24 protein-coding genes are annotated in these 21671 nt (G+C 39.1%); 13 read left to right on the top strand and 11 right to left on the bottom strand.

Annotated features, from left to right (window positions below):
- Positions 1-9: 9 nt before the first annotated feature.
- The 9 genes from dapA (at position 10) to G6069_RS03405 (ending at position 9234) form a co-directional block, all read left to right on the top strand.
- On the top strand, positions 10-912 hold the full coding sequence (dapA, locus tag G6069_RS03445; RefSeq protein ID WP_197293379.1) for a 4-hydroxy-tetrahydrodipicolinate synthase: 903 nt from the start codon (positions 10-12) through the stop codon (positions 910-912).
- A complete protein-coding gene (locus G6069_RS03440) occupies positions 909-1697 on the top strand; it encodes an enoyl-ACP reductase (protein WP_120840458.1) in 789 nt (262 codons plus the stop codon). The genes dapA and G6069_RS03440 overlap by 4 nt, the downstream gene beginning before the upstream one ends.
- 9 nt (positions 1698-1706) lie before the next feature.
- Positions 1707-2315 carry a hypothetical protein gene (locus tag G6069_RS03435; protein ID WP_197293378.1) on the top strand — a complete coding sequence of 203 codons (609 nt, stop codon included), beginning with the start codon at positions 1707-1709 and terminating at the stop codon, positions 2313-2315.
- Positions 2312-2851 carry a CDP-diacylglycerol--glycerol-3-phosphate 3-phosphatidyltransferase gene (gene pgsA, locus G6069_RS03430; protein ID WP_197293377.1) on the top strand — a complete coding sequence of 180 codons (540 nt, stop codon included), beginning with the start codon at positions 2312-2314 and terminating at the stop codon, positions 2849-2851. The genes G6069_RS03435 and pgsA overlap by 4 nt, the downstream gene beginning before the upstream one ends.
- 214 nt (positions 2852-3065) lie before the next feature.
- A complete protein-coding gene (locus tag G6069_RS03425) occupies positions 3066-4508 on the top strand; it encodes an amino acid permease (protein WP_197293376.1) in 1443 nt (480 codons plus the stop codon).
- Between the two features lie 44 nt (positions 4509-4552).
- Positions 4553-5983 carry a Do family serine endopeptidase gene (locus G6069_RS03420; RefSeq protein ID WP_197293375.1) on the top strand — a complete coding sequence of 477 codons (1431 nt, stop codon included), beginning with the start codon at positions 4553-4555 and terminating at the stop codon, positions 5981-5983.
- Positions 5984-6004: 21 nt separating this feature from the next.
- Positions 6005-7225: a bifunctional 2-C-methyl-D-erythritol 4-phosphate cytidylyltransferase/2-C-methyl-D-erythritol 2,4-cyclodiphosphate synthase gene (locus G6069_RS03415; RefSeq protein WP_197293374.1), complete on the top strand. Its 1221-nt coding sequence runs from the start codon at positions 6005-6007 to the stop codon at positions 7223-7225.
- Positions 7226-7246: 21 nt separating this feature from the next.
- Positions 7247-8143, top strand: a complete 897-nt coding sequence (locus G6069_RS03410; protein WP_000697534.1) for an OriC activity response regulator — start codon at positions 7247-7249, stop codon at positions 8141-8143.
- A gap of 224 nt (positions 8144-8367) precedes the next feature.
- Positions 8368-9234, top strand: a complete 867-nt coding sequence (locus G6069_RS03405) for a 5'-3' exonuclease (protein ID WP_197293389.1) — start codon at positions 8368-8370, stop codon at positions 9232-9234.
- Between the two features lie 105 nt (positions 9235-9339).
- On the opposite strand, the gene G6069_RS03400 is transcribed toward G6069_RS03405, so the two are convergent.
- Complete coding sequence (locus G6069_RS03400) at positions 9340-10590, bottom strand: hypothetical protein (protein ID WP_197293373.1); 1251 nt, start codon at positions 10588-10590, stop codon at positions 9340-9342.
- Positions 10591-10757: 167 nt separating this feature from the next.
- On the opposite strand from G6069_RS03400, the gene G6069_RS03395 reads away from it, so the two are divergent.
- The 4 genes from G6069_RS03395 to fur all read left to right on the top strand — a co-directional run bounded on the left by G6069_RS03395 (position 10758) and on the right by fur (position 13789).
- The gene (locus G6069_RS03395; protein ID WP_197293372.1) at positions 10758-11624 is read left to right on the top strand and encodes a DnaJ C-terminal domain-containing protein; all 867 of its coding nucleotides are present in this window, start codon (positions 10758-10760) and stop codon (positions 11622-11624) included.
- A gap of 9 nt (positions 11625-11633) precedes the next feature.
- Entirely contained in the window at positions 11634-12005 is a 372-nt protein-coding gene (locus G6069_RS03390) for a heat shock protein transcriptional repressor HspR (protein ID WP_000332997.1), read from the top strand.
- Complete coding sequence (locus tag G6069_RS03385; protein WP_197293371.1) at positions 12002-13177, top strand: replication-associated recombination protein A; 1176 nt, start codon at positions 12002-12004, stop codon at positions 13175-13177. Before G6069_RS03390 ends, G6069_RS03385 begins: the two co-directional genes overlap by 4 nt.
- 159 nt (positions 13178-13336) lie before the next feature.
- Positions 13337-13789 (top strand): ferric iron uptake transcriptional regulator, encoded by a 453-nt coding sequence (gene fur / locus G6069_RS03380; protein ID WP_000824995.1) that lies wholly within the window; start codon positions 13337-13339, stop codon positions 13787-13789.
- A 20-nt stretch (positions 13790-13809) separates the two neighbouring features.
- On the opposite strand, the gene G6069_RS03375 is transcribed toward fur, so the two are convergent.
- Genes G6069_RS03375 through G6069_RS03330 form a run of 10 tightly spaced genes read right to left on the bottom strand, consistent with a single transcriptional unit; the run spans position 13810 to position 21666 of the window.
- Complete coding sequence (locus G6069_RS03375) at positions 13810-14307, bottom strand: DUF2147 domain-containing protein (protein WP_101003723.1); 498 nt, start codon at positions 14305-14307, stop codon at positions 13810-13812.
- A complete protein-coding gene (locus G6069_RS03370) occupies positions 14304-14840 on the bottom strand; it encodes a YhcH/YjgK/YiaL family protein (RefSeq protein WP_197293370.1) in 537 nt (178 codons plus the stop codon). The genes G6069_RS03375 and G6069_RS03370 overlap by 4 nt, the downstream gene beginning before the upstream one ends.
- Before the next feature lie 28 nt (positions 14841-14868).
- Positions 14869-15726: a flagellar motor switch protein FliY gene (fliY, locus tag G6069_RS03365; protein WP_197293369.1), complete on the bottom strand. Its 858-nt coding sequence runs from the start codon at positions 15724-15726 to the stop codon at positions 14869-14871.
- 3 nt (positions 15727-15729) lie between these two features.
- Positions 15730-16794: a flagellar motor switch protein FliM gene (gene fliM / locus G6069_RS03360; protein ID WP_000763565.1), complete on the bottom strand. Its 1065-nt coding sequence runs from the start codon at positions 16792-16794 to the stop codon at positions 15730-15732.
- Complete coding sequence (locus G6069_RS03355) at positions 16787-17554, bottom strand: RNA polymerase sigma factor FliA (RefSeq protein WP_197293368.1); 768 nt, start codon at positions 17552-17554, stop codon at positions 16787-16789. Before G6069_RS03355 ends, fliM begins: the two co-directional genes overlap by 8 nt.
- The gene (locus G6069_RS03350) at positions 17532-17846 is read right to left on the bottom strand and encodes a hypothetical protein (protein WP_001265943.1); all 315 of its coding nucleotides are present in this window, start codon (positions 17844-17846) and stop codon (positions 17532-17534) included. Before G6069_RS03350 ends, G6069_RS03355 begins: the two co-directional genes overlap by 23 nt.
- Positions 17847-17850: 4 nt before the next feature.
- Positions 17851-18735 carry a flagellum site-determining protein YlxH gene (gene ylxH, locus G6069_RS03345; protein WP_197293367.1) on the bottom strand — a complete coding sequence of 295 codons (885 nt, stop codon included), beginning with the start codon at positions 18733-18735 and terminating at the stop codon, positions 17851-17853.
- Entirely contained in the window at positions 18732-20108 is a 1377-nt protein-coding gene (flhF, locus tag G6069_RS03340; protein ID WP_197293366.1) for a flagellar biosynthesis GTPase FlhF, read from the bottom strand. Before flhF ends, ylxH begins: the two co-directional genes overlap by 4 nt.
- A complete protein-coding gene (gene folK / locus G6069_RS03335; RefSeq protein WP_041199792.1) occupies positions 20105-20593 on the bottom strand; it encodes a 2-amino-4-hydroxy-6-hydroxymethyldihydropteridine diphosphokinase in 489 nt (162 codons plus the stop codon). Before folK ends, flhF begins: the two co-directional genes overlap by 4 nt.
- Positions 20593-21666, bottom strand: a complete 1074-nt coding sequence (locus G6069_RS03330; protein ID WP_197293365.1) for an aminopeptidase — start codon at positions 21664-21666, stop codon at positions 20593-20595. The genes folK and G6069_RS03330 overlap by 1 nt, the downstream gene beginning before the upstream one ends.
- Positions 21667-21671 lie beyond the last annotated feature (5 nt).

Here is a 21671-nt window from a genome sequence, read left to right as displayed (position 1 = left end):
CCTTATAACATGCAATTTCATTCATCTAGTGCGTTAATTACGCCTTTTAAAAAAGATTTGAGCGTTGATGAGGCCGCTTATGAATCCTTGATCAAGCGCCAAATTTTTCAAGGCATGGACGCATGCGTGCCTGTTGGCACGACAGGAGAATCCGCCACGCTCACCCACAAAGAGCATATGCGTTGCATTGAAATCGCCATAGAGACTTGCAAAAGCACTAAAACGCCTTCCAATTCACGCATGAAAGTGTTGGCCGGCGTGGGCAGTAACGCCACGAGCGAGTCGCTTTCTTTAGCAAAGTTCGCCCAAAAAATCGGTGCGGATGCGATTTTATGCGTAAGCCCTTATTATAACCGCCCCACCCAGCAAGGCTTGTTTGAACATTATAAAACTATCGCTCAATCGGTAGAAATCCCTGTCATGCTTTATGATGTGCCAAGCCGAACAGGCGTGTCTATTGAAGTCCCAACAGCTCTCAAACTTTTTAGAGAAGTCCCTAACATTAAAGCCATTAAAGAAGCCTCTGGCTCTTTGAAAAGAGTCACAGAATTGCATTACTATGAAAAAGATTTTAAAATTTTTAGCGGGGAAGATTCGCTCAACCACTCTATCATGTTTTCAGGGGGGTGTGGCGTGATTTCAGTGACCGGTAATTTAATGCCTAATTTGATTTCACAAATGGTCAATTGCGCGCTCAAATTTGAATACCAACAAGCCCTAGAAATCCAAAATAAGCTTTTTCATTTGCATCAAGCCCTTTTTGTAGAAACAAATCCCATCCCTATTAAAATGGCTATGCATTTAGCCGGCTTGATTGAAAACCCAAGCTACAGACTGCCTTTAGTGGCCCCAAGCAAAGAAACGATTCAACTTTTAGAAAAAACTTTACAACAATATGAGGTAATTGCATGAATGGTTCCAATCACATGAAAAATAAAACCCTAGTGATCAGCGGCGCAACTAGAGGGATTGGCAAGGCGATATTGTATCGCTTCGCTCAAAGCGGCGTGAATATCGCTTTCACTTACAATAAAAATGTTGAAGAAGCCAACAAAATCATAGAAGATGTGGAGCAAAAATATTCCATTAAAGCCAAAGCCTACCCCCTTAATGTTTTAGAGCCTGAGCAATACACGGAGCTTTTCAAGCAAATTGACGCTGATTTTGACAGAGTGGATTTTTTTATTTCTAACGCTATTATTTACGGGCGTTCTGTCGTGGGGGGATTTGCGCCGTTTATGCGATTAAAACCTAAGGGGTTAAACAATATTTACACAGCCACCGTGTTAGCGTTTGTGGTGGGGGCTCAAGAAGCGGCAAAACGCATGCAAAAAATAGGAGGCGGGGCGATCGTGAGCTTAAGCTCTACTGGGAATTTGGTCTATATGCCCAATTACGCCGGACATGGCAATTCCAAAAACGCCGTAGAAACCATGGTCAAATACGCTGCTGTGGATTTAGGCGAATTTAACATTAGAGTGAATGCGGTTAGCGGTGGGCCTATTGATACGGACGCTTTGAAAGCTTTCCCTGATTATATGGAGATTAAAGAAAAAGTAGAAGAGCAATCGCCCCTAAAACGCATGGGCGATCCTAACGATCTGGCCGGAGCGGCTTATTTTTTATGCGATGAGACCCAAAGCGGTTGGCTTACAGGGCAAACGATCGTTGTAGATGGCGGGACTACTTTTAAATAAAGATTTTTCTTGCAAAACATTATCCACATCCACCAAAACAAAGAGTTGCAATTCATTAAAAAATGCTTGTTGGGCTATTTTTTCGCCCCTTTGTGTGGGGCTGTTTTGTTGGTGCTTTTTCTTGTTTCAAGCGGGGTGAAATCGTTTCAATTTTCTAACCTCTTTAACAATCAACTAGCTTATATCGTTTTATTGTCTCTTTTTTTGTGCGTGCTTGGGTTTATTGCCGGAGCGATTGGTTTTTACAGGCTTTCTAAAATCACACGCCATCTGAGTTTTTTTGAAAATTTCGCTTTCAGTTTTTTGGCGGTGATTTTATGCGCCCTTTTAAGCTATCTTATCCCTAACGCCAGTAACGCTCTTTCGCTAATCGGTAATGGCGTTTCTATTTTTTATTTGCACAAACTCTATAGAGAATTGAGCCTTTACACGCAAGAAAGGTTTTTTTTAAGCGGGTTTAGGTTGTTGCTTTTTAGTTTCATGCTGGCTCTTTTAGGGATTTTAGTGCAAGCGTTAGTTATCATTTTTTTAACGACCGCTGTGGTTTTAATGTGTGTGGCGCTTGGTTTTTTGGCGCGCGCGTTTTTGAATTTTTCACAAGTCTTTTTGAAAGCATGAAAGTTTTAAAACTCCTGCCTAATTTTTTAACGATTTTACGCATTGTCTTATCCTTATTTTTATTATTTTTATTGTTAAACACGCACACTTATTTTAGTTTTTTAACCCCCTTTCACATTAACATGATCTCTTCATTGGTTTTTTTGTTTGCCGCGCTCACGGATTTATTGGACGGCTACATCGCCAGAAGCTATAAAGCCAAATCGCGCTTTGGGGAAATTTTTGATCCTTTAGCGGATAAAATCCTTATTTTGAGCGCGTTTTTAGGGTTAGTTTATTTGGATCGTGTGAATGCATGGATCCCGTTTGTGATTTTAGGGCGCGAATTTTTTATTTCAGGGATTAGAGTCTTAGCCGCTAATGAGAAAAAGGATATTCCTGTCAATGCGTTAGGCAAGTATAAAACCGTTTCTCAAGTCGTGGCGATTGGTGCTTTATTGGCTGATGTAACTTACTCTTATGCACTTGTGGCTATAGCGGTTTTTTTAACCCTTTATTCGGGGATAGATTACACCATTAAATATTATAAATCTTAATATTTTAAAAGAAGTTTTTAGCGTTCTTTAAAAAAACCTTAAAACTCTTAAAAAGCTATCGCTTGATCAAGCTCTTTTACTATTTAATCTTTAAAAAATGCTTTTGATCGTTTTTTTTTTAAATTTTATTTTCAATATTCAATTAAAAAAATCATTTTATTTTATTTTTGTTATAATTCAAGCTATTTTTATTTTCAATCTAAGGAGGTGTCGCATGGACAATCAAAAGATAACGCATCAAAACATCACGCAAAAACAAGGCGAGCTTAAAAGAGACATGAAAATGCGCCATCTCTTAATGATTGCATTTGGGGGAGCGATTGGCACAGGGCTTTTTGTAGGCACTGGAGGTAATATTGCGAGCGCTGGCCCTTTAGGGACCTTGATCGCTTATGGTTTTGGAGGGCTTGTGGTTTATTGCATCATGCTCTCTTTAGGCGAATTGGCTAGCGTTTATCCCACTACGGGAAGTTTTGGGGATTATGCGGCTAAATTCATAGGCCCTGGCACGGGCTATATGGTTTTTTGGATGTATTGGCTTGGCTGGGTGATCACGGTTGCGTTAGAATACATCGCTATAGGCATGCTCATGCAACGCTGGTTTGCGGGTATTCCTATCCATTATTGGGTTATTTTATGCATTGCGTTAGTTTTTTTATTGAACTTTTTTTCGGTTAAAATTTTTGCCGAGGGCGAGTTTTTCTTTAGCCTGATTAAAGTTTTAGCGGTGATCGCTTTTATAAGCATTGGCGTAATTGGGATCATTTATCAAATCTATTTGCATGGGTTTAGTTCTGTTTTTGATAATTTCCATTTTGGCGATAAGGGGTTTTTCCCTAACGGGAGCGCAGCGGTTTTTAGCGCGATGCTCGCTGTTATTTTTGCTTTCACTGGCACAGAGGTGATTGGGGTGGCTGTGGGAGAGACTAAAAACGCTAGCGAGGTGATGCCCAAAGCGATTAAAGCGACTTTGTGGCGGATTGTCTTTTTCTTTTTAGGCTCTGTGTTTGTCATTTCTGTTTTTTTACCCATGAATGATTCTTCTATCACGCAAAGCCCTTTTGTGAGCGTTTTAGAACGCATTAATTTGCCCTTTATTGGCATGGGTATCCCTTATGTGGCTGATATAATGAACGCTGTTATCATTACGGCGATGTTTTCTACCGCTAATTCAGGGCTTTATGGAGCGAGCCGCATGATTTATGGGCTGTCCAAACAAAAGATGTTTTTTAAAGTTTTTTCCCAGCTCAACCGACAAGGCACGCCCACTTATGCGATGTTTTTTTCCCTTTCTTTTTCTCTCATAGGGCTTTTAGTCCAAATTTATGCCAAAGAAAATGTCGTGGAAGCTTTGATTAATGTGATCAGTTTCACGGTGATTATTGTGTGGGTTAGCGTGTCTGTTTCGCAATATTCTTTCCGTAAGCAATACTTAAAAGCCGGGCATTCTTTAGAGGATTTGCCTTATAAAGCCCCCTTTCTACCCTTTTTGCAACTCATAGGGATCACTGGGTGTGCCATCGGCGTGATTGGTTCGGCTATGGATAAGGATCAACGCATCGGGATGATTTTAACGATTGTTTTTGCTGTTGTGTGTTACATTGGATACTATTTTACACAAAAAGCTAATGAAAATAACAAAAAAGATTTGATATAATCTTTTTTTAATTTTGAAGTTTAGCACATTTTAAGGAAGTAACCATGATGAAAAAAACTTTTTTTGTTTCTTTGGCTTTAGCGTTAAGCTTGAATGCGGGCAATATCCAAATCCAAAACATGCCCAAAGTTAAAGAGCGAGTGAGTGTTCCCTCTAAAGACGATACGATCTATTCTTACCACGATTCTATTAAGGATTCGATTAAAGCGGTGGTGAATATCTCTACTGAAAAGAAGATTAAAAACAATTTTATAGGTGGCGGTGTGTTTAATGACCCCTTTTTCCAACAATTTTTTGGGGATTTGGGCGGCATGATCCCTAAAGAAAGAATGGAAAGGGCTTTAGGCAGTGGCGTCATCATTTCTAAAGATGGCTATATCGTTACGAATAACCATGTGATTGATGGCGCAGATAAGATTAAAGTTACCATTCCAGGGAGCAATAAAGAGTATTCCGCTACTTTAGTAGGCACCGATTCTGAAAGCGATTTAGCCGTGATTCGCATCACTAAAGACAATCTGCCCACGATCAAATTCTCTGATTCTAATGATATTTCAGTGGGCGATTTGGTTTTTGCGATTGGTAACCCTTTTGGCGTGGGTGAAAGCGTTACTCAAGGCATTGTTTCAGCACTCAATAAAAGCGGGATTGGGATCAACAGCTATGAGAATTTCATTCAAACAGACGCTTCCATCAATCCTGGAAATTCCGGTGGCGCTTTAATTGATAGCCGTGGAGGGTTAGTGGGGATCAATACCGCTATCATTTCTAAAACCGGGGGCAACCATGGCATTGGCTTTGCCATCCCTTCTAATATGGTTAAAGATATTGTAACCCAACTCATTAAAACCGGTAAGATTGAAAGAGGTTACTTGGGCGTGGGCTTGCAAGATTTGAGTGGCGATTTGCAAAATTCTTATGACAATAAAGAAGGAGCGGTGGTCATTAGCGTAGAAAAAGACTCTCCGGCTAAAAAAGCAGGGATTTTGGTGTGGGATTTGATCACTGAAGTCAATGGGAAAAAGGTTAAAAACACGAATGAATTGAGAAATCTAATCGGCTCCATGCTACCCAATCAAAGAGTAACCTTAAAAGTCATTAGAGACAAAAAAGAACGCACCTTCACCCTCACTCTTGCTGAAAGGAAAAACCCTAACAAAAAAGAAACCATTTCTGCTCAAAACGGCGCGCAAGGCCAATTGAACGGGCTTCAAGTAGAAGATTTAACCCAAAAAACCAAAAGGTCTATGCGTTTGAGCGATGACGTTCAAGGGGTTTTAGTCTCTCAAGTGAATGAAAATTCCCCAGCAGAGCAAGCCGGCTTTAGGCAAGGCAACATCATCACAAAAATTGAAGAGATTGAAGTGAAAAGCGTTGCGGATTTTAACCATGCTTTAGAAAAGTATAAAGGCAAACCCAAACGATTCTTAGTTTTAGACTTGAATCAAGGTTATAGGATCATTTTGGTGAAATGATAGGGGTGGGTCGTTAGTCGCATGTCTTTGATTAGAGTGAATGGGGAAGCTTTTAAACTCTCTTTGGAAAGTTTAGAAGAAGACCCTTTTGAAACTAAAGAAACGCTAGAAACGCTTATCAAACAAACGAGCGTTGTTTTATTGGCTGCTGGGGAATCTAGGCGTTTTTCTCAAACCATCAAAAAACAATGGTTGCGCTCTAATCATACCCCCTTATGGCTCAGCGTTTATGAGAGCTTTAAAGAAGCCCTAGACTTTAAGGAAATCATTTTAGTTGTAAGCGGATTGGATTATATTTATATCCAACGCCATTACCCTGAAATCAAGCTTGTAAAAGGCGGGGCATCAAGGCAAGAATCCGTGTGCAACGCTTTAAAAACAATTGATAGCGCTTACACGCTCACCAGCGATGTGGCTAGGGGTTTAGCGAATATGGAAGCGCTTAAAAGTTTGTTTTTGACCCTCCAACAAACGAGTCATTATTGCATCGCTCCTTACTTGCCTTGCTATGACACAGCGATCTATTATAACGAAGCTTTAGACAGAGAAGCGATCAAACTCATTCAAACCCCGCAATTAAGCCACACCAAAACGCTCCAATCAGCCCTAAATCAAGGGGATTTTAAAGATGAAAGCAGCGCGATTTTACAAGCTTTCCCTAACTCTGTGAGCTATATTGAAGGCAGTAAAAATTTGCACAAGATCACCACGAGCGGCGATTTAAAGTTTTTTACGCCTTTTTTTAACCCAGCAAAAGACACTTTTATCGGCATGGGTTTTGATACGCATGCGTTCATTAAAAATAAGCCTATGGTTTTAGGGGGGGTTGTTTTGGATTGCGAGTTTGGGTTAAAGGCTCACAGCGATGGCGATGCTTTGTTGCATGCGGTTATTGATGCGATTTTAGGAGCGATTAAAGGGGGGGATATTGGCGAATGGTTCCCTGATAATGACCCCAAATACAAAAACGCCTCTTCTAAAGAGCTTTTAAAAATCGTGTTGGGTTTTTCTCAAAGCATTGGGTTTGAATTGTTTGAAATGGGGGCGACCATCTTTAGCGAAATCCCTAAAATCACTCCTTACAAACCGGCGATTTTAGAGAATTTGAGCCAACTTTTGGGTTTAGAAAAATCTCAAGTCAGCTTGAAAGCCACTACAATGGAAAAAATGGGGTTCATTGGCAAACAAGAAGGGCTGTTAGTCCAAGCGCATGTGAGCATGCGTTATAAACAAAAACTTTAAACGCGATAAAAGGAAGAATGGATGAAAATCTTAATCATTGAAGACGATTTAGCGCTAGCTAGGAGTATTTCGCATAATTTGCATGATTTAGGGCATTTTTGCGAGATCATCTCTAGCATTTCAGAAGAAAATAAAGAGCCTTATGATGTGATTTTAGTTTCTTCTAAAGTTTGCACTCAAGGGCGTTGCGAACATTTTGTGCGTTATAATTCCAAGCAAATCATTATCATGATGGCTTCGCATGTCAATGAAGATGGCGTGAATAAACCCATTCAAGCGGGAGCGAGAGATTATATTCTAAAACCTTTTAAAATGGACGAATTGTTGCGTAAGATCCAATACCACAAAGCCTACCAAGAAATGACCGCTCGCTTGGGATTTTATGAAAATTACTTGGACTTTATCCATGCGGAATTGCCCTTGCCTAAAGATTTTTCTTACCGGCCGCCCTTTATTATTCACACGCCCTCTCAAGAGCTTGCGAACGCTTATTTATTGCAATACGCTAAAGAAAGGCAAATGGATTTTTCTTTTTTCTCTTTAAAGGATACCACTTGGAAAGATCTATACAAGAACAAAGACAAATTAGAACGCCCTTTTTACATCATGCATTTAGAAGAGCTTAAAAAAGATGAGCAATTGAAGTTGTTAGAATTGGCCCGTTCATGCCCTATTGTTTTGTCCTATACCCATAAAGAGCCATTAGAATTTCCTAAAATTGTGAGCATTGAATGCGGCAATAAACCCCTATCTTTGTTTAGCAACCACACGACTTTCCTTTCCATTCAAGAATACGAAAAAGAAGCCATTAGGCATTTTTCTTCTACTTGCACCGACACGGAATTAGCCAACAAGCTTGGCATTAGCCGTAAAAGCCTTTGGGAAAAACGCCGGAAGTATAACTTACCGCGCAAATAACAGAAAATCCTTAAGCCCTGTTTTTTGTGGGGCGTTGATCATAAAATGCAAGAATGCCAAAAGCGTTTTTACAATCAAAAGAGCTAAAACAAGCGGTGATCTCTTAAAATTTAGCGTATTTAATGAGAATAGAGTTAATTATTATTAAAATAACTTATTATTTGCTATATATTTACTATAATAGTTTAACTTTTGAAAAGAGAAATTCAACTTAAGGATTAACCATTAGACAAGCGTTTAACAAAACAAGATCCACGCATTCAAAAACCCTTTTACTAGACATTGATTGCGTTATCCCTAATATTGTTAGGCGTTTGCTCTCTAATAAAACGCTCCCTAAAAGATTCGCCGCTTACAGCTTGCAAGAAGTGGGCGTTATTTTCCTTACCACTCAAATTTTATCCATCATGCGCAAAACCCGTTGCTCTAAAACGCTTTTTTTTATCACTAGAGGCAGAGAGAGTTTCCGCTACCAGTTATGCGATCATTACAAACAAAAACGCCACCAATTTGATGAAGATTTTAGATCCCTTTTAAAAGCTCTCAAAATCGCTTTAGTGGAAAAATACCCCCTAAAAAAAGGGGCTAAAATCCAGGGCGAACATTGTTTTGAATATGAAGCCGATGATATTATCTCTTTTTACAAAAAGAAAGACCCCAACAATTATGTGATAGCCAGCATGGATAAGGATATTTTGTATTCCAATAGAGGCTCTCATTTCAACTTGAAAACCAACGCTTTTTTTAATGTGAGTCAAAAAGAGGCTCATTTTTTTGCTTATTACCAGTGCGTTGTGGGGGATAAGGGGGATAATATTAAAGGGGTTAAAGGGATTGGCGGCTTCAACTATAAAGATTTTTTAAACGAAGACGCTAAAGAGCATGAATTGTGGGAGCAAATCATTCAAGCGTTCAAGATTAAAGAAGATTTGAGCGATAGCGAAGCTAAAGAAAAGGCTCTTTTAAACATGCGCTTAGTCAATATGCACCAGATGACCCGCCATGGCGTGATCAAACTATGGGAGCCTGAGTTTAAAAAAGCTTTTTTCCCTAAAAAACCCCAAAGACCTGATTTCAAAAGAATTTCTTAAAACATTTTTAAAACAAAAACTTCTTTTAATATTGATTTTTTAAAAAAGAAATTATCGCTTACTTTATTGCAAACTCTTCACTATTAATTGTAGAAATGGTATTTTTTAAAACAAAAACTTCCCAAAAAAGACAAAAGAACTATTTCCAAGACTTTTTCTCGTGGCTTTAGAATTATAAGCATACACATACCCCCCACCCATATCAAAAGACAAACTCCTATAAGTCCAAACCCTAAAACTGCTCATTAGAGAATATTCTTGGTAATCCCCAAAAGCCACCATCGCGTCTAAACGCACCCTTTTAGTCTTAAGCCCTAAAAAAACATAGCCTGAAATGCTGGAGTTAGCAAAATAAATCGCTGGCACGCCGGGCGCATTGATCCCACGGCCATAGAATTTAGTCCTGTCGTTAAAAGTCCATAGATAGCCCTTATTGTTCCTTGCCGGAACGATATAAAAACCCGTTCCAAAATTAAAAATTTTGTATTTAAAAGTTTGATCGATCAAAAACAAGCCGGCATTTTTAGCGCTTGTAGCCGCATCAGTGTTGCCGTATTGATACATGCCATGCACTAGAGTGTGCGAAGTGAAACCCTTAGCTAAAGAAGCGTCATACTCCAACTTACCCCCCACTTGCACTAAAACATTTTGAGTGGGCAAAGGCAAGCGGGTGTCCGTTAAAATAAAAGGCACCACTTTAAGATTTTCATGCCTGTATTCTGCTCCTAAAACAAACACTTCCCCCCCTACATACAAGCGTTTAGACACAGGATCATAAGACGCTAGAGCGTTTAGGGAAGTAGCGATCCGATTCCCTTGCTCTTTATTGATCTGATGCCCATTATAAAGCATGCTATCCATAAAAATCCCAAAATAACGCATGGAATTTTGCTTAAAAGCCACAGAGATCCCTTGAATATTGCCCCCTATCCAATCAAAATCCACAAAATCGGTATTGAAACGCCCTAAAGCGATTTTAAAACGCTGGTTAGTGTATTGAAGATACGCATCAGAAACATCGCCAGCGCTCAAATAAGGTTTAACATTGTTAGGGTTACCAAAAAAATTCCCTAGACTGATGTAAAGGTTAGCCAAACGCTGTTTGTTATAAATATTCCAAGCCCCAATCGCTCCAATACCAAAGGACCACCCGTTGCTATAAGAAAAATCCACCCCAAGGCGCGCTAAAGCCCCCACATAGCTGTGAGGGTTTTTTTGCGCCCCTTGATTATACAATAGCCCCAGATAGCCAAAAGGTTTGACTGCGATTTCTAAAGCTTTCAAAGACAGACCATTTAAAAAAAGGATCCCTAACGCTAAATAATAATATCTTTTCTTATTTTTCTTATACTGCATTAAAAACTCATCGTGGATTTAAACTCAATATTTTAGTTAAAATTCCTTTTAATTGCGCTGAAACGGGTTTAAAATCTCAATTACCACTAAACATTATCAATAAACTTGATTGACTAACACTAAAGATTTATGATAGTATTCTAATAAAACTATTTTAAAGGTGATTCATGAGCAAGAGTTTATACCAAACTTTAAACGTGAGCGAAAACGCCAGCCAAGATGAAATCAAAAAATCCTACCGCCGTTTAGCTAGGCAATACCATCCGGATTTGAATAAAACCAAAGAAGCCGAAGAGAAATTCAAAGAAATCAACGCCGCTTATGAAATTTTAAGCGATGAAGAAAAACGCCGCCAATACGATCAGTTTGGCGATAACATGTTTGGGGGGCAGAATTTCAGCGATTTTGCAAGAAGCCGCAGCGCTAGTGAAGATTTGGACGATATTTTAAGCTCTATTTTTGGGAAAGGAGGCTTTTCACAAAGATTTTCTCAAAACTCGCAAGGCTTTTCTGGCTTTAATTTTTCCAATTTCGCCCCTGAAAATTTAGACATAACCGCCGCTTTAAATGTCTCTGTTTTAGACACCCTTTTAGGCAATAAAAAACAAGTGAGCATCAATAATGAGACTTTTAGCCTTAAAATCCCTATCGGCGTGGAAGAGGGCGAAAAAATCAGGGTTCGCAACAAAGGGAAAACGGGGCGAACGGGTAGGGGCGATTTGCTCTTAGAGATCCATATTGAAGAAGATGAAATTTATAGGCGCGAAAAAGACGATATTATCCAAACCTTTGATTTACCCTTAAAGACGGCTCTTTTTGGAGGGAAAATTGAAATCGCTACTTGGCATAAAACCTTAACCCTAACCATTCCCCCTAACACCAAAGCCATGCAAAAATTCCGCATTAAAGAAAAAGGGATCAAAAACAGAAAAACTTCGCATGTGGGGGATTTGTATTTGCAAGCTCGTTTGATTTTGCCTAAAACCGAAACGCTTTCTAATGAGTTAAAAGCGTTATTAGAAAAAGAATTGTAAGGAGGAATCGTGTGCGATTATGATGAACCGCTTTATTTAATCAGCGTTGTGGCTAAAATCTTAGGCGTACACCCTCAAACCTTGCGCCAATATGAAAAAGAGGGTTTGATAGAGCCTAGCAGGACTGATGGGAAAATGCGCTTGTATTCCCAACGAGACATGGACAAAATCAAAACGATTTTACGCCTTACAAGGGATATGGGGGTTAATCTAGCGGGCGTGGATATTATCTTGCGCTTAAAAGAAAAGCTTGATGAATTAGACAATCTCAATAAAGAATTGCAAGACGCTCTGCAAAAACACTCTAAAAACAACAAAACCCCAACGAAAAATTTAAACACCCCTACGAATTTTTACGAATTGATTTTATTTAAAAAATGAGCCTGACTGCGCTTTTAAACCCCACAAGCCTAGAAGATTTTTTAGGCCAAGAGCATTTAATAGGGAAAGACGCCCCCTTATTTAAAGCCCTACAATCCAAACATTTCCCCCATGCCTTTTTCTATGGCCCTCCTGGCGTGGGTAAAACAAGCCTGGCTCAAATCATAGCTCGCTCCCTAGAGCGCCCCATTCTTTCATTTAATGCGACGGATTTTAAACTAGAGGATTTACGCCTTAAGCTTAAAAATTACCAAAACACCCTTTTAAAGCCCGTTGTTTTTATTGATGAAACCCACAGATTGAATAAAACCCAACAAGAATTTTTACTCCCCATTATGGAAAAAGATCACGCTTTAATCTTAGGGGCTAGCACGCAAGATCCTAATTACAGCCTAAGCCATGCGATCCGCTCAAGAAGTTTTATTTTTGAATTAACCCCCCTAAACAAGAGCGATTTAGACAAGCTTTGCACTAAAGCTTTAGTATTGTTAAAAAAACAAATAGAGCCTAGCGCTAAAACCTACCTTTTAAACAACAGCGCTGGCGACGCTAGAGCGTTATTAAACCTTTTAGATTTGAGCGCTAAAATAGAAGATCCTATCACTTTAAAAACGCTACAATCCTTACGGCCCCATAGCCTAAATGACGGATCTTATAGCGATGATACGCATTATAACCTCACTAGCGCATTAATCAAATCTTTAAGAGGGAGCGATGAAAACGCCTCCATTTATTATCTGGCACGCTTGATTGCTGGCGGGGAAAACCCAGAATTTATCGCCAGAAGGCTGGTGATTTTTGCGAGCGAAGATATTGGTAACGCTAACCCAAACGCCCTTAATTTAGCCGCTTCTTGCTTGTTTGCAGTCAAACAAATCGGCTACCCTGAAGCGCGCATCACTTTAAGCCAATGCGTGATTTATCTGGCTTGTTCGCCCAAGTCTAACACGGCTTATAGAGCGATCAATCAGGCTTTGGATTGTGTTCAAAAAGGCTTACTCTACCCTATTCCTAAACACCTGCTGCCTAATGCTAAAGATTACCTTTACCCGCATGATTATAACGGCTATGTCAAACAAGATTATTTAGAAAAACCCCTAAATCTGGTTTCTTCTCAAGGCATAGGGTTTGAAAAAACCCTTTTAGAATGGCTTGATAAAATAAGAAATTGATCTTATAAGTTACATTAAAATGCGACAATGGTAATAAAAAATCAATATTTTTTGATTAAATTAAAATAATAATGAGTTTTATCTATGTTTCATCGCATTATTATTGTATAATAATATTCTAGTTATAAAAATCATTTTACGGATAAGGGAAATATCAGCATGAAAAGATTAGAAACTTTAGAATCTATTTTAGAGCGCTTGAGAATGTCTATCAAAAAAAACGGACTCAAAAATTCAAAACAGAGAGAAGAAGTGGTGAGCGTTTTGTATCGCAGCGGCACACACCTAAGCCCTGAAGAAATCACGCATTCTATCCGCCAAAAAGACAAAAACACCAGCATTTCTTCAGTCTATCGCATTTTGAATTTCTTAGAAAAAGAAAATTTTATCTGCGTTTTAGAAACTTCAAAAAGCGGTCGGCGCTATGAAATTGCGGCTAAAGAACACCATGATCACATCATTTGTTTGCATTGCGGCAAGATCATTGAATTTGCAGACCCTGAAATTGAAAACCGCCAGAATGAAGTCGTTAAAAAATATCAAGCCAAGCTGATTAGCCATGACATGAAAATGTTTGTGTGGTGCAAAGAATGCCAAGAGAGTGATGATTAAAAAAATTTAAAGAAGCTAGCTTAAATAGGGCTATCTTTAATGGTTTTAAGGACTTCATCCAGGTTAAAACGCTTGAGTTTTAGATTTTTGATTTCTTCATCGCTCAAGCGTTTCCAAGTGAAAGTCTTGCCGACATACCCCCATTTATCATAGCTTGAAGTGAATTCTAAATCCCCGTTTGAATTTTGAGTAACCCTTACATAGTAGGTCTTGCCGTCATAAAAATTATACGCTTTACCGCCTTTATAAGATCGTTCTCCAACCTTAATCAAATCGCTTAAAAACACCACGCCTTTATCGCTGCGATTCCTCAGTTTTGGGTTAGGATTAAGCTTGTCTTTTCTAGCTTTAGAGCCATCCACATCAGAAATACCATAAGCATAGAACTTCCCATTATGCTCAAAAAACTCCACAAAAGAGCTTTTTATGTATAAAAATTCTTGAGTTTGATAAATTCCAGGCAACTCTACGGCCCCTAAAAAACAACAAAAAACTATAACAAGACTCACCAATTTCATAATTTTAATTTGATCAATCCTTTAGGCGCTTTAACGACCGCTTTAAAAATCGGCTCTTCCCTATATTTTTCAAAAGACTCCCCATAGAACCTCAATGCATGCGCATCGTTTTCAAAAAAAATAGCCAGCATGCCCGCATCCAAACGCAAAAAAGAAGCCTCTTGAACCGGCTCATAAACGATCAAGTCTTTTTTTTCATTATAAGGGGTTTTAATGACAGCTTGATTGATACCCACCACTTTAGCCCCCTCAACGCCTTTGACAATCAGCTGGAAATCCACATATTGTTTGTGGCTTTCAAAAAAGCCTTTCTCGCTTTCTTTGGCATGCTCTAAACAATAACTCTGCTCTATGCTAAAAATGCCATGCCCTAAAGGCACTTGAAATTCCGTATTAGGGTCGAGATTTAAAACCCTTTGATTCGCTCCACTACCCTTTTGCATAACATCTTGTAAATACCCATGCAAAATTTCTAATTCTTGCGTTTTTTTAAACAAATGCCCAAGCGAGCCTAATTCCCCAAAAATAGCCATAATTCCTTCCTTCTTACTTTAAAATGGTTTAATTTTTCAGTTGCTCTAAGCGTTCCTTTTTAGTGCCAATATCCGTGATTTGAATGCCAAAATTCCCATCCACGATCACCACTTCGCCTTTAGCGATCACCTTATCATCTACAAGAATTTCCAAAGGGTCATTCACCAATTGATCCAACTCTACCACGCTCCCTATATCCATAGAGACCACATCTTTTAAAATCATCTTTTTTTGCCCGATACGCACTTTAACGTTCAATTTCACATCCAAAAGCATGCTGATATTGCGGATCTCTATGTTTTCTAAAGAAGCGTCATGGATTTTAGTCTCTTCAGTAGCGCTCTTTGTCGTTTCTTCTTTTTCTTCTTGATGCGTTTTTTCAAATTGGCCCTCAAACGCTGAAGTGATCAATAAAACGATTTGGCTTTCTTTGATGGCTTCCATTTTAAAAGAAAACACCATCGCCTTAGCGTAATCTTCTTTTTTAGGAAGCTCCTTAGCGATTTCAGCGTTCGTGGTGGTGAAATTGAGTTTAGGGAGCAATTCTTGAGATTTCAAGCTTGTAGCGATCGCACCAAAAATATTAGAAGCCATTTCTTTAAAAGCGTCCAAATCGTCATTATCCATTTCTTCCTTACTCGCCCCCTCACCTCCTAGCATCAAATCGCTCAAAGCGGTAACTAAATCTACCGGAGCCAATAACTCAATAGGACTTTCATTTTTTTCAATCGCGCTAATCTTAACCCTTGCATAAGGCAGGCTGATTAAACTCGCTTCTTCACTATTAGAAACTTCTTTTTCTAATCCCACGCTTGGAGCCTTACCCACTAACCCTTCTAAAGTAGAGACAACCTCTTGAATAAAAATTTTAATAAAATCTTGCATTTCTCACTCTTCTTCTATTTTCATAATATCGCCCACTTTGCCTCTGCGCTGTTCTTCTAGCATTTCTAAAATTTCTTTAGTGCGTTCTTTTTCGCTATAGATCACTTCTTTAATTTGAATGGTTTTCCTATACCCTTGAAACCCCACGCTCGCTAAATAACGCTTTTTTTTATGCACATACACGCTCACTTCATCATTAGCGATCTTATTCAACCGGATAGTATCCCCCACATCTAAATCCAACATTTCTTTCAAACTCAATTCCACCGCGCCCAAAAACACCATCATATCCACGCTCACCCCGCTCAATAGCGCTTGCAATTCCTTATTACGGCTCTTTTTAGAATTCGTTTCTGAAAGCATCAAATCCCTACTCCCCATTTTAGAAAGAATGCTCTCAATGGAAATCACCGGGTAACAAATATTCATCATCCCACGGCTATGCCCAATGATAATCTCTAAAACCACCATGATAGAAATTTCATTTTGAGCGACGATTTGGACCACATTCGCACTGGATTCTTTAGCGTCAATGGTAGGAAACATCTCCACCACGGGCGACCACACTTCTTTTAAAATTTGCATCACTTGGCGTAAAATCGTATCCAATAAATTCAATTCAATATCGCTAAACTCCCTGTTTTGATCATACGCGCTCCCCTTACCCCCTAATAGTCTGTCAATCATAGGGAAAGCGATGCTAGGATTAATCTCTAAAACCCCCGTTCCTCCCATAGGCTTCATGGAAAAGACATTAAAACTTGTAGGGCTAGGCAAACTCATCAAAAATTCGCCATAAGTCATTTGATCCACGCTATGGAGCTGGATCTCTACAATAGAACGCATGATAGAAGAAATTTGACTGGAAAGATTCCTAGCCATTTTATCATGGATACTCCTAAAAGAACGCAATTGCTCCTTACTCACACGATTAGGGCGTTTGAAATCATAGAGGGTTACGCTGCGCTGCGGGATAATATCCTTTTTTTGGACATTTTGAATATCCACATTTTCATCAACGACCTCTAAAAGCGCATCAATTTCTTCTTGGCTTAAAATATCAGCCATGATCCACTCCTAAGGATTTACGCACCTTTTTAATCACTTCTTTAATGATTTGAGAAATGCGCGATTCAGTGATGCCTAAAATCTCTTTAATCTCGCTCAAATTCAACTCTTCAAAGTAATAAAGCTGGATAAGGATTTGCTCTCTTTCGCTCATTTGATTGAGCGCTTTTTGGACATGCTCTAACAACTCTTCTGCTTCAATCTTTTTAGTGATTTCATCTTGCTCAATCGCATTGAATTGTTCATCAATTGGCACTAACGCATAAATATCTGAAGCCGTTTTGGCTTCTTTAATTTTTTCAATATTTTCACCTAAAGCTTCTGCTAAATACGCATCGCTAGGCTCTTTCCCATGCTCATTAAGGTGTTTGGTAATTTCAATATCAATGCTTTTAATCAGTTTTCTGCTAGAGCGAGAAATCACATCTAAAGAGCGCAAATAATCCAACATCGCCCCATTGACGCGCGTTTTAGCATACCCCCAAAAAGAATCGTTTAACGCACTCTCATAACGCCTGGCTAATTTAATCAATTCTTCAGTGCCAATAGAAACCAGATCGTTAAAATCAATAGAGCTGGGCAAGCGCTCTTTTAAACGAAACGCCATCGCGCGCACGGCCGGTAAATACTGGATAGCGAGATCGTCTTGATGGTGGTGTTGTTGCTTGTCATAGGCGTTCAAAACCTTTTCTATACTTTTTTCGCTCGCTTCAGTTTTTTGAATTCCTTTGGGCATTCTATTTTCCATCATCAAAATCATAATTTCTAATGTAATTTAAAATACTAGCCACTTCTTTTTCTCTGTTCTTAAATTCATGGTTGAAACGAAGCAAACTCTCTTCAGTGCCTTTTTTGTCAAAAAGACAAATATCTAAATCCGTGCAAGCGATAAAGATAGACGCGAACAATAAGGCGATCAAATACCCCCCAAGCGTGGATAACACCGTCCATAATAGAATGCTCTCTGGCTCATTGAATTTCAACACCGAAAACACTAACCCCAAGAAAAACCCCACCACAACAGAAAAATGGATAAAATTTTGCACTCTCATCAGCCTACCCCAAATACTTCAAAAGCCTTTTAAAAAAGCTTTTCAAACCTTCTTTTGGTATTTCTAAAGCACCGGTTTCTAATTTAGAAACCAAAAGACCCGCTATCTGATCAATGGATTGCGAAAACAAATCATTAGGGGCTATTTTTCTTACAATCTTTCGCTCCCTCACATAGCGTTTCAATAAGGAGCTGTTTTCAATCGCCCCTAAGTAATACAATTCTAATGAAGCGATATTGTTTTTAGCCACTTTAAACAGCCTTTCATAAGTCGCCCTACCCTCTTTAGGTTGGGCTACCATGTTAGCGATAAGAAACAATTCATCTTTATTCTTGGAGTTGATTTTAATGCATGCATACGCATCCGTAATCGCTGAAGGATCGGGTGTGGTAACAATCACCACGCAATCGCTCGCATTCAAAAACGCTTGTGTAGTGGCCCCAATCCCAGCTCCCGTATCAATCACAATATAATCTAAAGAGCTTAAAACCCCCTCTTCATCCACGAATTGATCTAAAGCTTCTGCACCGCTAATGTATTTTAAAATTTCTTCGCCGCTATCCCCGGGAATTAAGCAAAGCCCGGGTTCAATCTCACAAATGATTTCTTGCAATTTGGCTTCGCCTTTTAAGGCATGCAAGATATTTTTATGGGTTTTCACCCCAAAAATCACATCTAAATTCGCTAAACCAATATCCGCATCAAACACCCCCACCTTATAACCTTTCTTGTATAAAGAGTAAGCTAAATTAGCGCTAATATTGGATTTCCCCACGCCTCCCTTACCGCTTGTGATAGCGATGAATTTGGTATTCCCTTTATTATCAAAAAAACTTTTGGGGTTTTTAAGATTCATCAAATTATCCAAGCGGCTCGCTTGATTGTTCATGCTTGTTCCTTATTAGGGTTACTAAAGCCATCTAGCATGCAATCCACTAAATATTCATTAGTAGCCACTTTCAAATCCATAGGCACTTCTTGCCCAACAGAAAGATAGCTGATAGGCTTTTGGCTTTCATGCACTAAAGAAAACAAATTCCCTAGCCCCCTACTCTCATCTAATTTCGTAAAGATTAAAGTGTCAATCCCTAACACCCCAAAAGAATCATAAATATCTTTCATGTCTTCATACTTAGTGGTAACTGAAAGCACTAAGGACACATCAATATTATAACCCCCATCTATAAATTCCTTCAAACCGGCAATTTTTTCTTTATCGTATTGCGAATGCCCTGTCGTATCCACTAAAATAAAATCGCAGTATTCCAAAGCTTCAATTTCTTTAGCAAAATCCTTAGCGTCAATCACCGCTTCTATACTCATTTTCATTTTATTAGCATACCAACTCAATTGCTCTAAAGCCCCAATGCGATAATTGTCTAAAGTGATAATGCCCACCTTGTATTTTTTCGCTAGCATTCTAGAATAGCGCGCGGCTAATTTGGCTAGAGTCGTCGTTTTCCCTACGCCTGTTGGCCCTACAAGCATTAAGATGCGTTTTTGCCTTAAATTCAAATCTTCAGGGCGGCACAAGATCATTTTGCGCAACACTTCTCTAAAATAACGCTTAATCGTTACGGAATTTTCACGCATGCGTAAAGGCATCAATTCCAGGCTCAATTGCATGATTTCATCTAAATGGCTGGATTTCATCCCGCTTTGTTTGGCTAGTTTGTAAATTTCGGCAAATTCTTGAGGGATATTGACAGAATTGGGGTTTTTCTCATCCCAAAACATGTTTTGAATGAGTTTCAGGCTGTCTCTGATTTTGCTTAATTGCAGATTGATGTCTTTAATTTCTTCTTCTTGTTTAACTTCTCTTTTTTCTCTTTCTTTTTTATGGTTGGCTTCATTTTTTAAGGCTTGCAATAAAGCGTCCTGCTTATTAGCCTCTAAAGGCGCATCCTCTAATGGAGCGTCTTTTTCTAAAAGGGTCTTATTTTTTGAAAAACTATAGTTGTGCTGGCTGGATGAAACCCCAGCGAGTTTGCGCATTTCTTCTACAGTGCTTGAAAGCTGCATGACCACATCTTCTTCATTCAATTCTTCATCATACAAACTTTCTGGAATAAGGGGGGCTTTAGGAGGTTTGTTTTCACTTTCTTCTTCAACCGCCACAACGATTTCATAAAGCCCAGAAGAAGTGAGCGTTTTTTTACGGATTTCTTGGGTTTTAAACACCAGCGTATCCACCCCATGGTGGCTTTGAGCGATCTTTAAAGCTTCAGCGGCCGTCTCCCCACTATAGGTATAGAATTTCACCACTCCCCTTTTTTAAAAAGAATTTGTTGCAAAGCCAACGGCACTAACACCGAATCCCTTTCATTCCATTTAGGATGAGGTAAAGTCAAATCGTTCTGTCTTAAAATGACTTGATTGAAAGCGATAATATCAATGTCTAAAGTTCTTGGAGCGTCTTTAAAATCGCGCTTCCTTTGGCGCCCAAAACGCCTTTCTATATAAAAAACCAGAGCGAAAAAATGGCGCAAACTTAAAGATGTTTTAAGGATAATCGTAGCGTTATAAAAGTTAGGTTGCTTCGTGTAACCAAAAGGCGGGTTGATATAAACAGGCGAAGAAAAAATTTTCCCGATTTTACTATGATTTTTAAAGTATAAAAAACAATTCTTTAATATTTTTAAAGGATTTTTAAGATTAGATCCCAGCCCTAAAACCACCCTGTTAGAAAAATCAAGCCTTTTTTTAAAAAGGCTAGGGAAAAAGCGGCTAGTAAGGATCTCTCGCATCACAAAAGCTCAGCCCTAGAATTTTTGATCACCACTAAATCTTCAATGCGCACCCCAAAAAATCCAGGGATATAAATCCCAGGCTCTACAGAAAACACCATGCCCTCTTCTAAAATGGTTTCACTGCGCGATGAAATATAAGGAAGCTCATGGATGTCTAAGCCAATGCCATGCCCGGTGCTGTGAGTGAAATACTGCCCATAACCATAATCGCTAATCACTCCCCTAGCCAAGCTGTCCGCTTCTTTACCGGTCATGCCTGCTCTAATGCCTGAAATAGCCTTTTCTTGCGCTTCTTTCACAATGTCATAAATCTTTTGACGCTCTTTATCCTTGAAACTCTGCTCTCTTTTGAAGACAAAATCTTTAGGGTCAAAAAAAGCCGTGCGAGTCCTATCAGAACAATAGCGTTCGTATTTGATCCCCATATCCAAAAGAATGCTGTGCTCCGCTTTTAAAAAATCCTTCGCACTAGGCAAAGCATGAGGCTTGCTCGCATTCGCATTCAAGGCTAAAATAGGCTCAAAACTCAGATCATAAACCCCCTCTTTAGTCAAAAAGTCTTTAACCTTATGCTGCAAATACCGCTCGCTCAAGGACTCTTTTTCATCAAAAATCTTTTTCACATACTCGGCAAAATTTTCAAAAGCTTCAACATTCAGTGCTTGAGATTTTTTGAGGAGTTGGATCTCATGCTCGTTTTTAATGATGCGTTTTTGGCGGTGGTAACTAGGCACGCCCTCTAAAACAACCTTATTCCCAACCGCTGAATCCAAACGCTTGTAGGTCTGCAAATTCACTTGATTGGGGTCAAAAAAGAGCTTTTTAACCGAACTCTTTGTAATCAAATCAATCGCGCTTCGCACTAAATCGCTAGATTCTACCACTTCCGCTAAAACGCCATTTTTAGGCTGAACGCTTTCTTTAGCTTCTTGAGTGTAGCGCGAATCAGTGATAAAAAACGAGCGATCCTCTAATTGCAAAAACAAAGCGTTATCGCAACTATAAGCGCATTCAAAAAACATCGCGTTCTCATTGAGCGTGAAATGCGATTCTCTTTCTAATCCTTTCATGGGTA

It is taken from the genome of Helicobacter pylori, assembly GCF_017594925.1.
In the GTDB taxonomy this organism is placed as follows: domain Bacteria; phylum Campylobacterota; class Campylobacteria; order Campylobacterales; family Helicobacteraceae; genus Helicobacter; species Helicobacter pylori_DP.
This window is presented reverse-complemented; position numbering and strand designations above follow the sequence as displayed.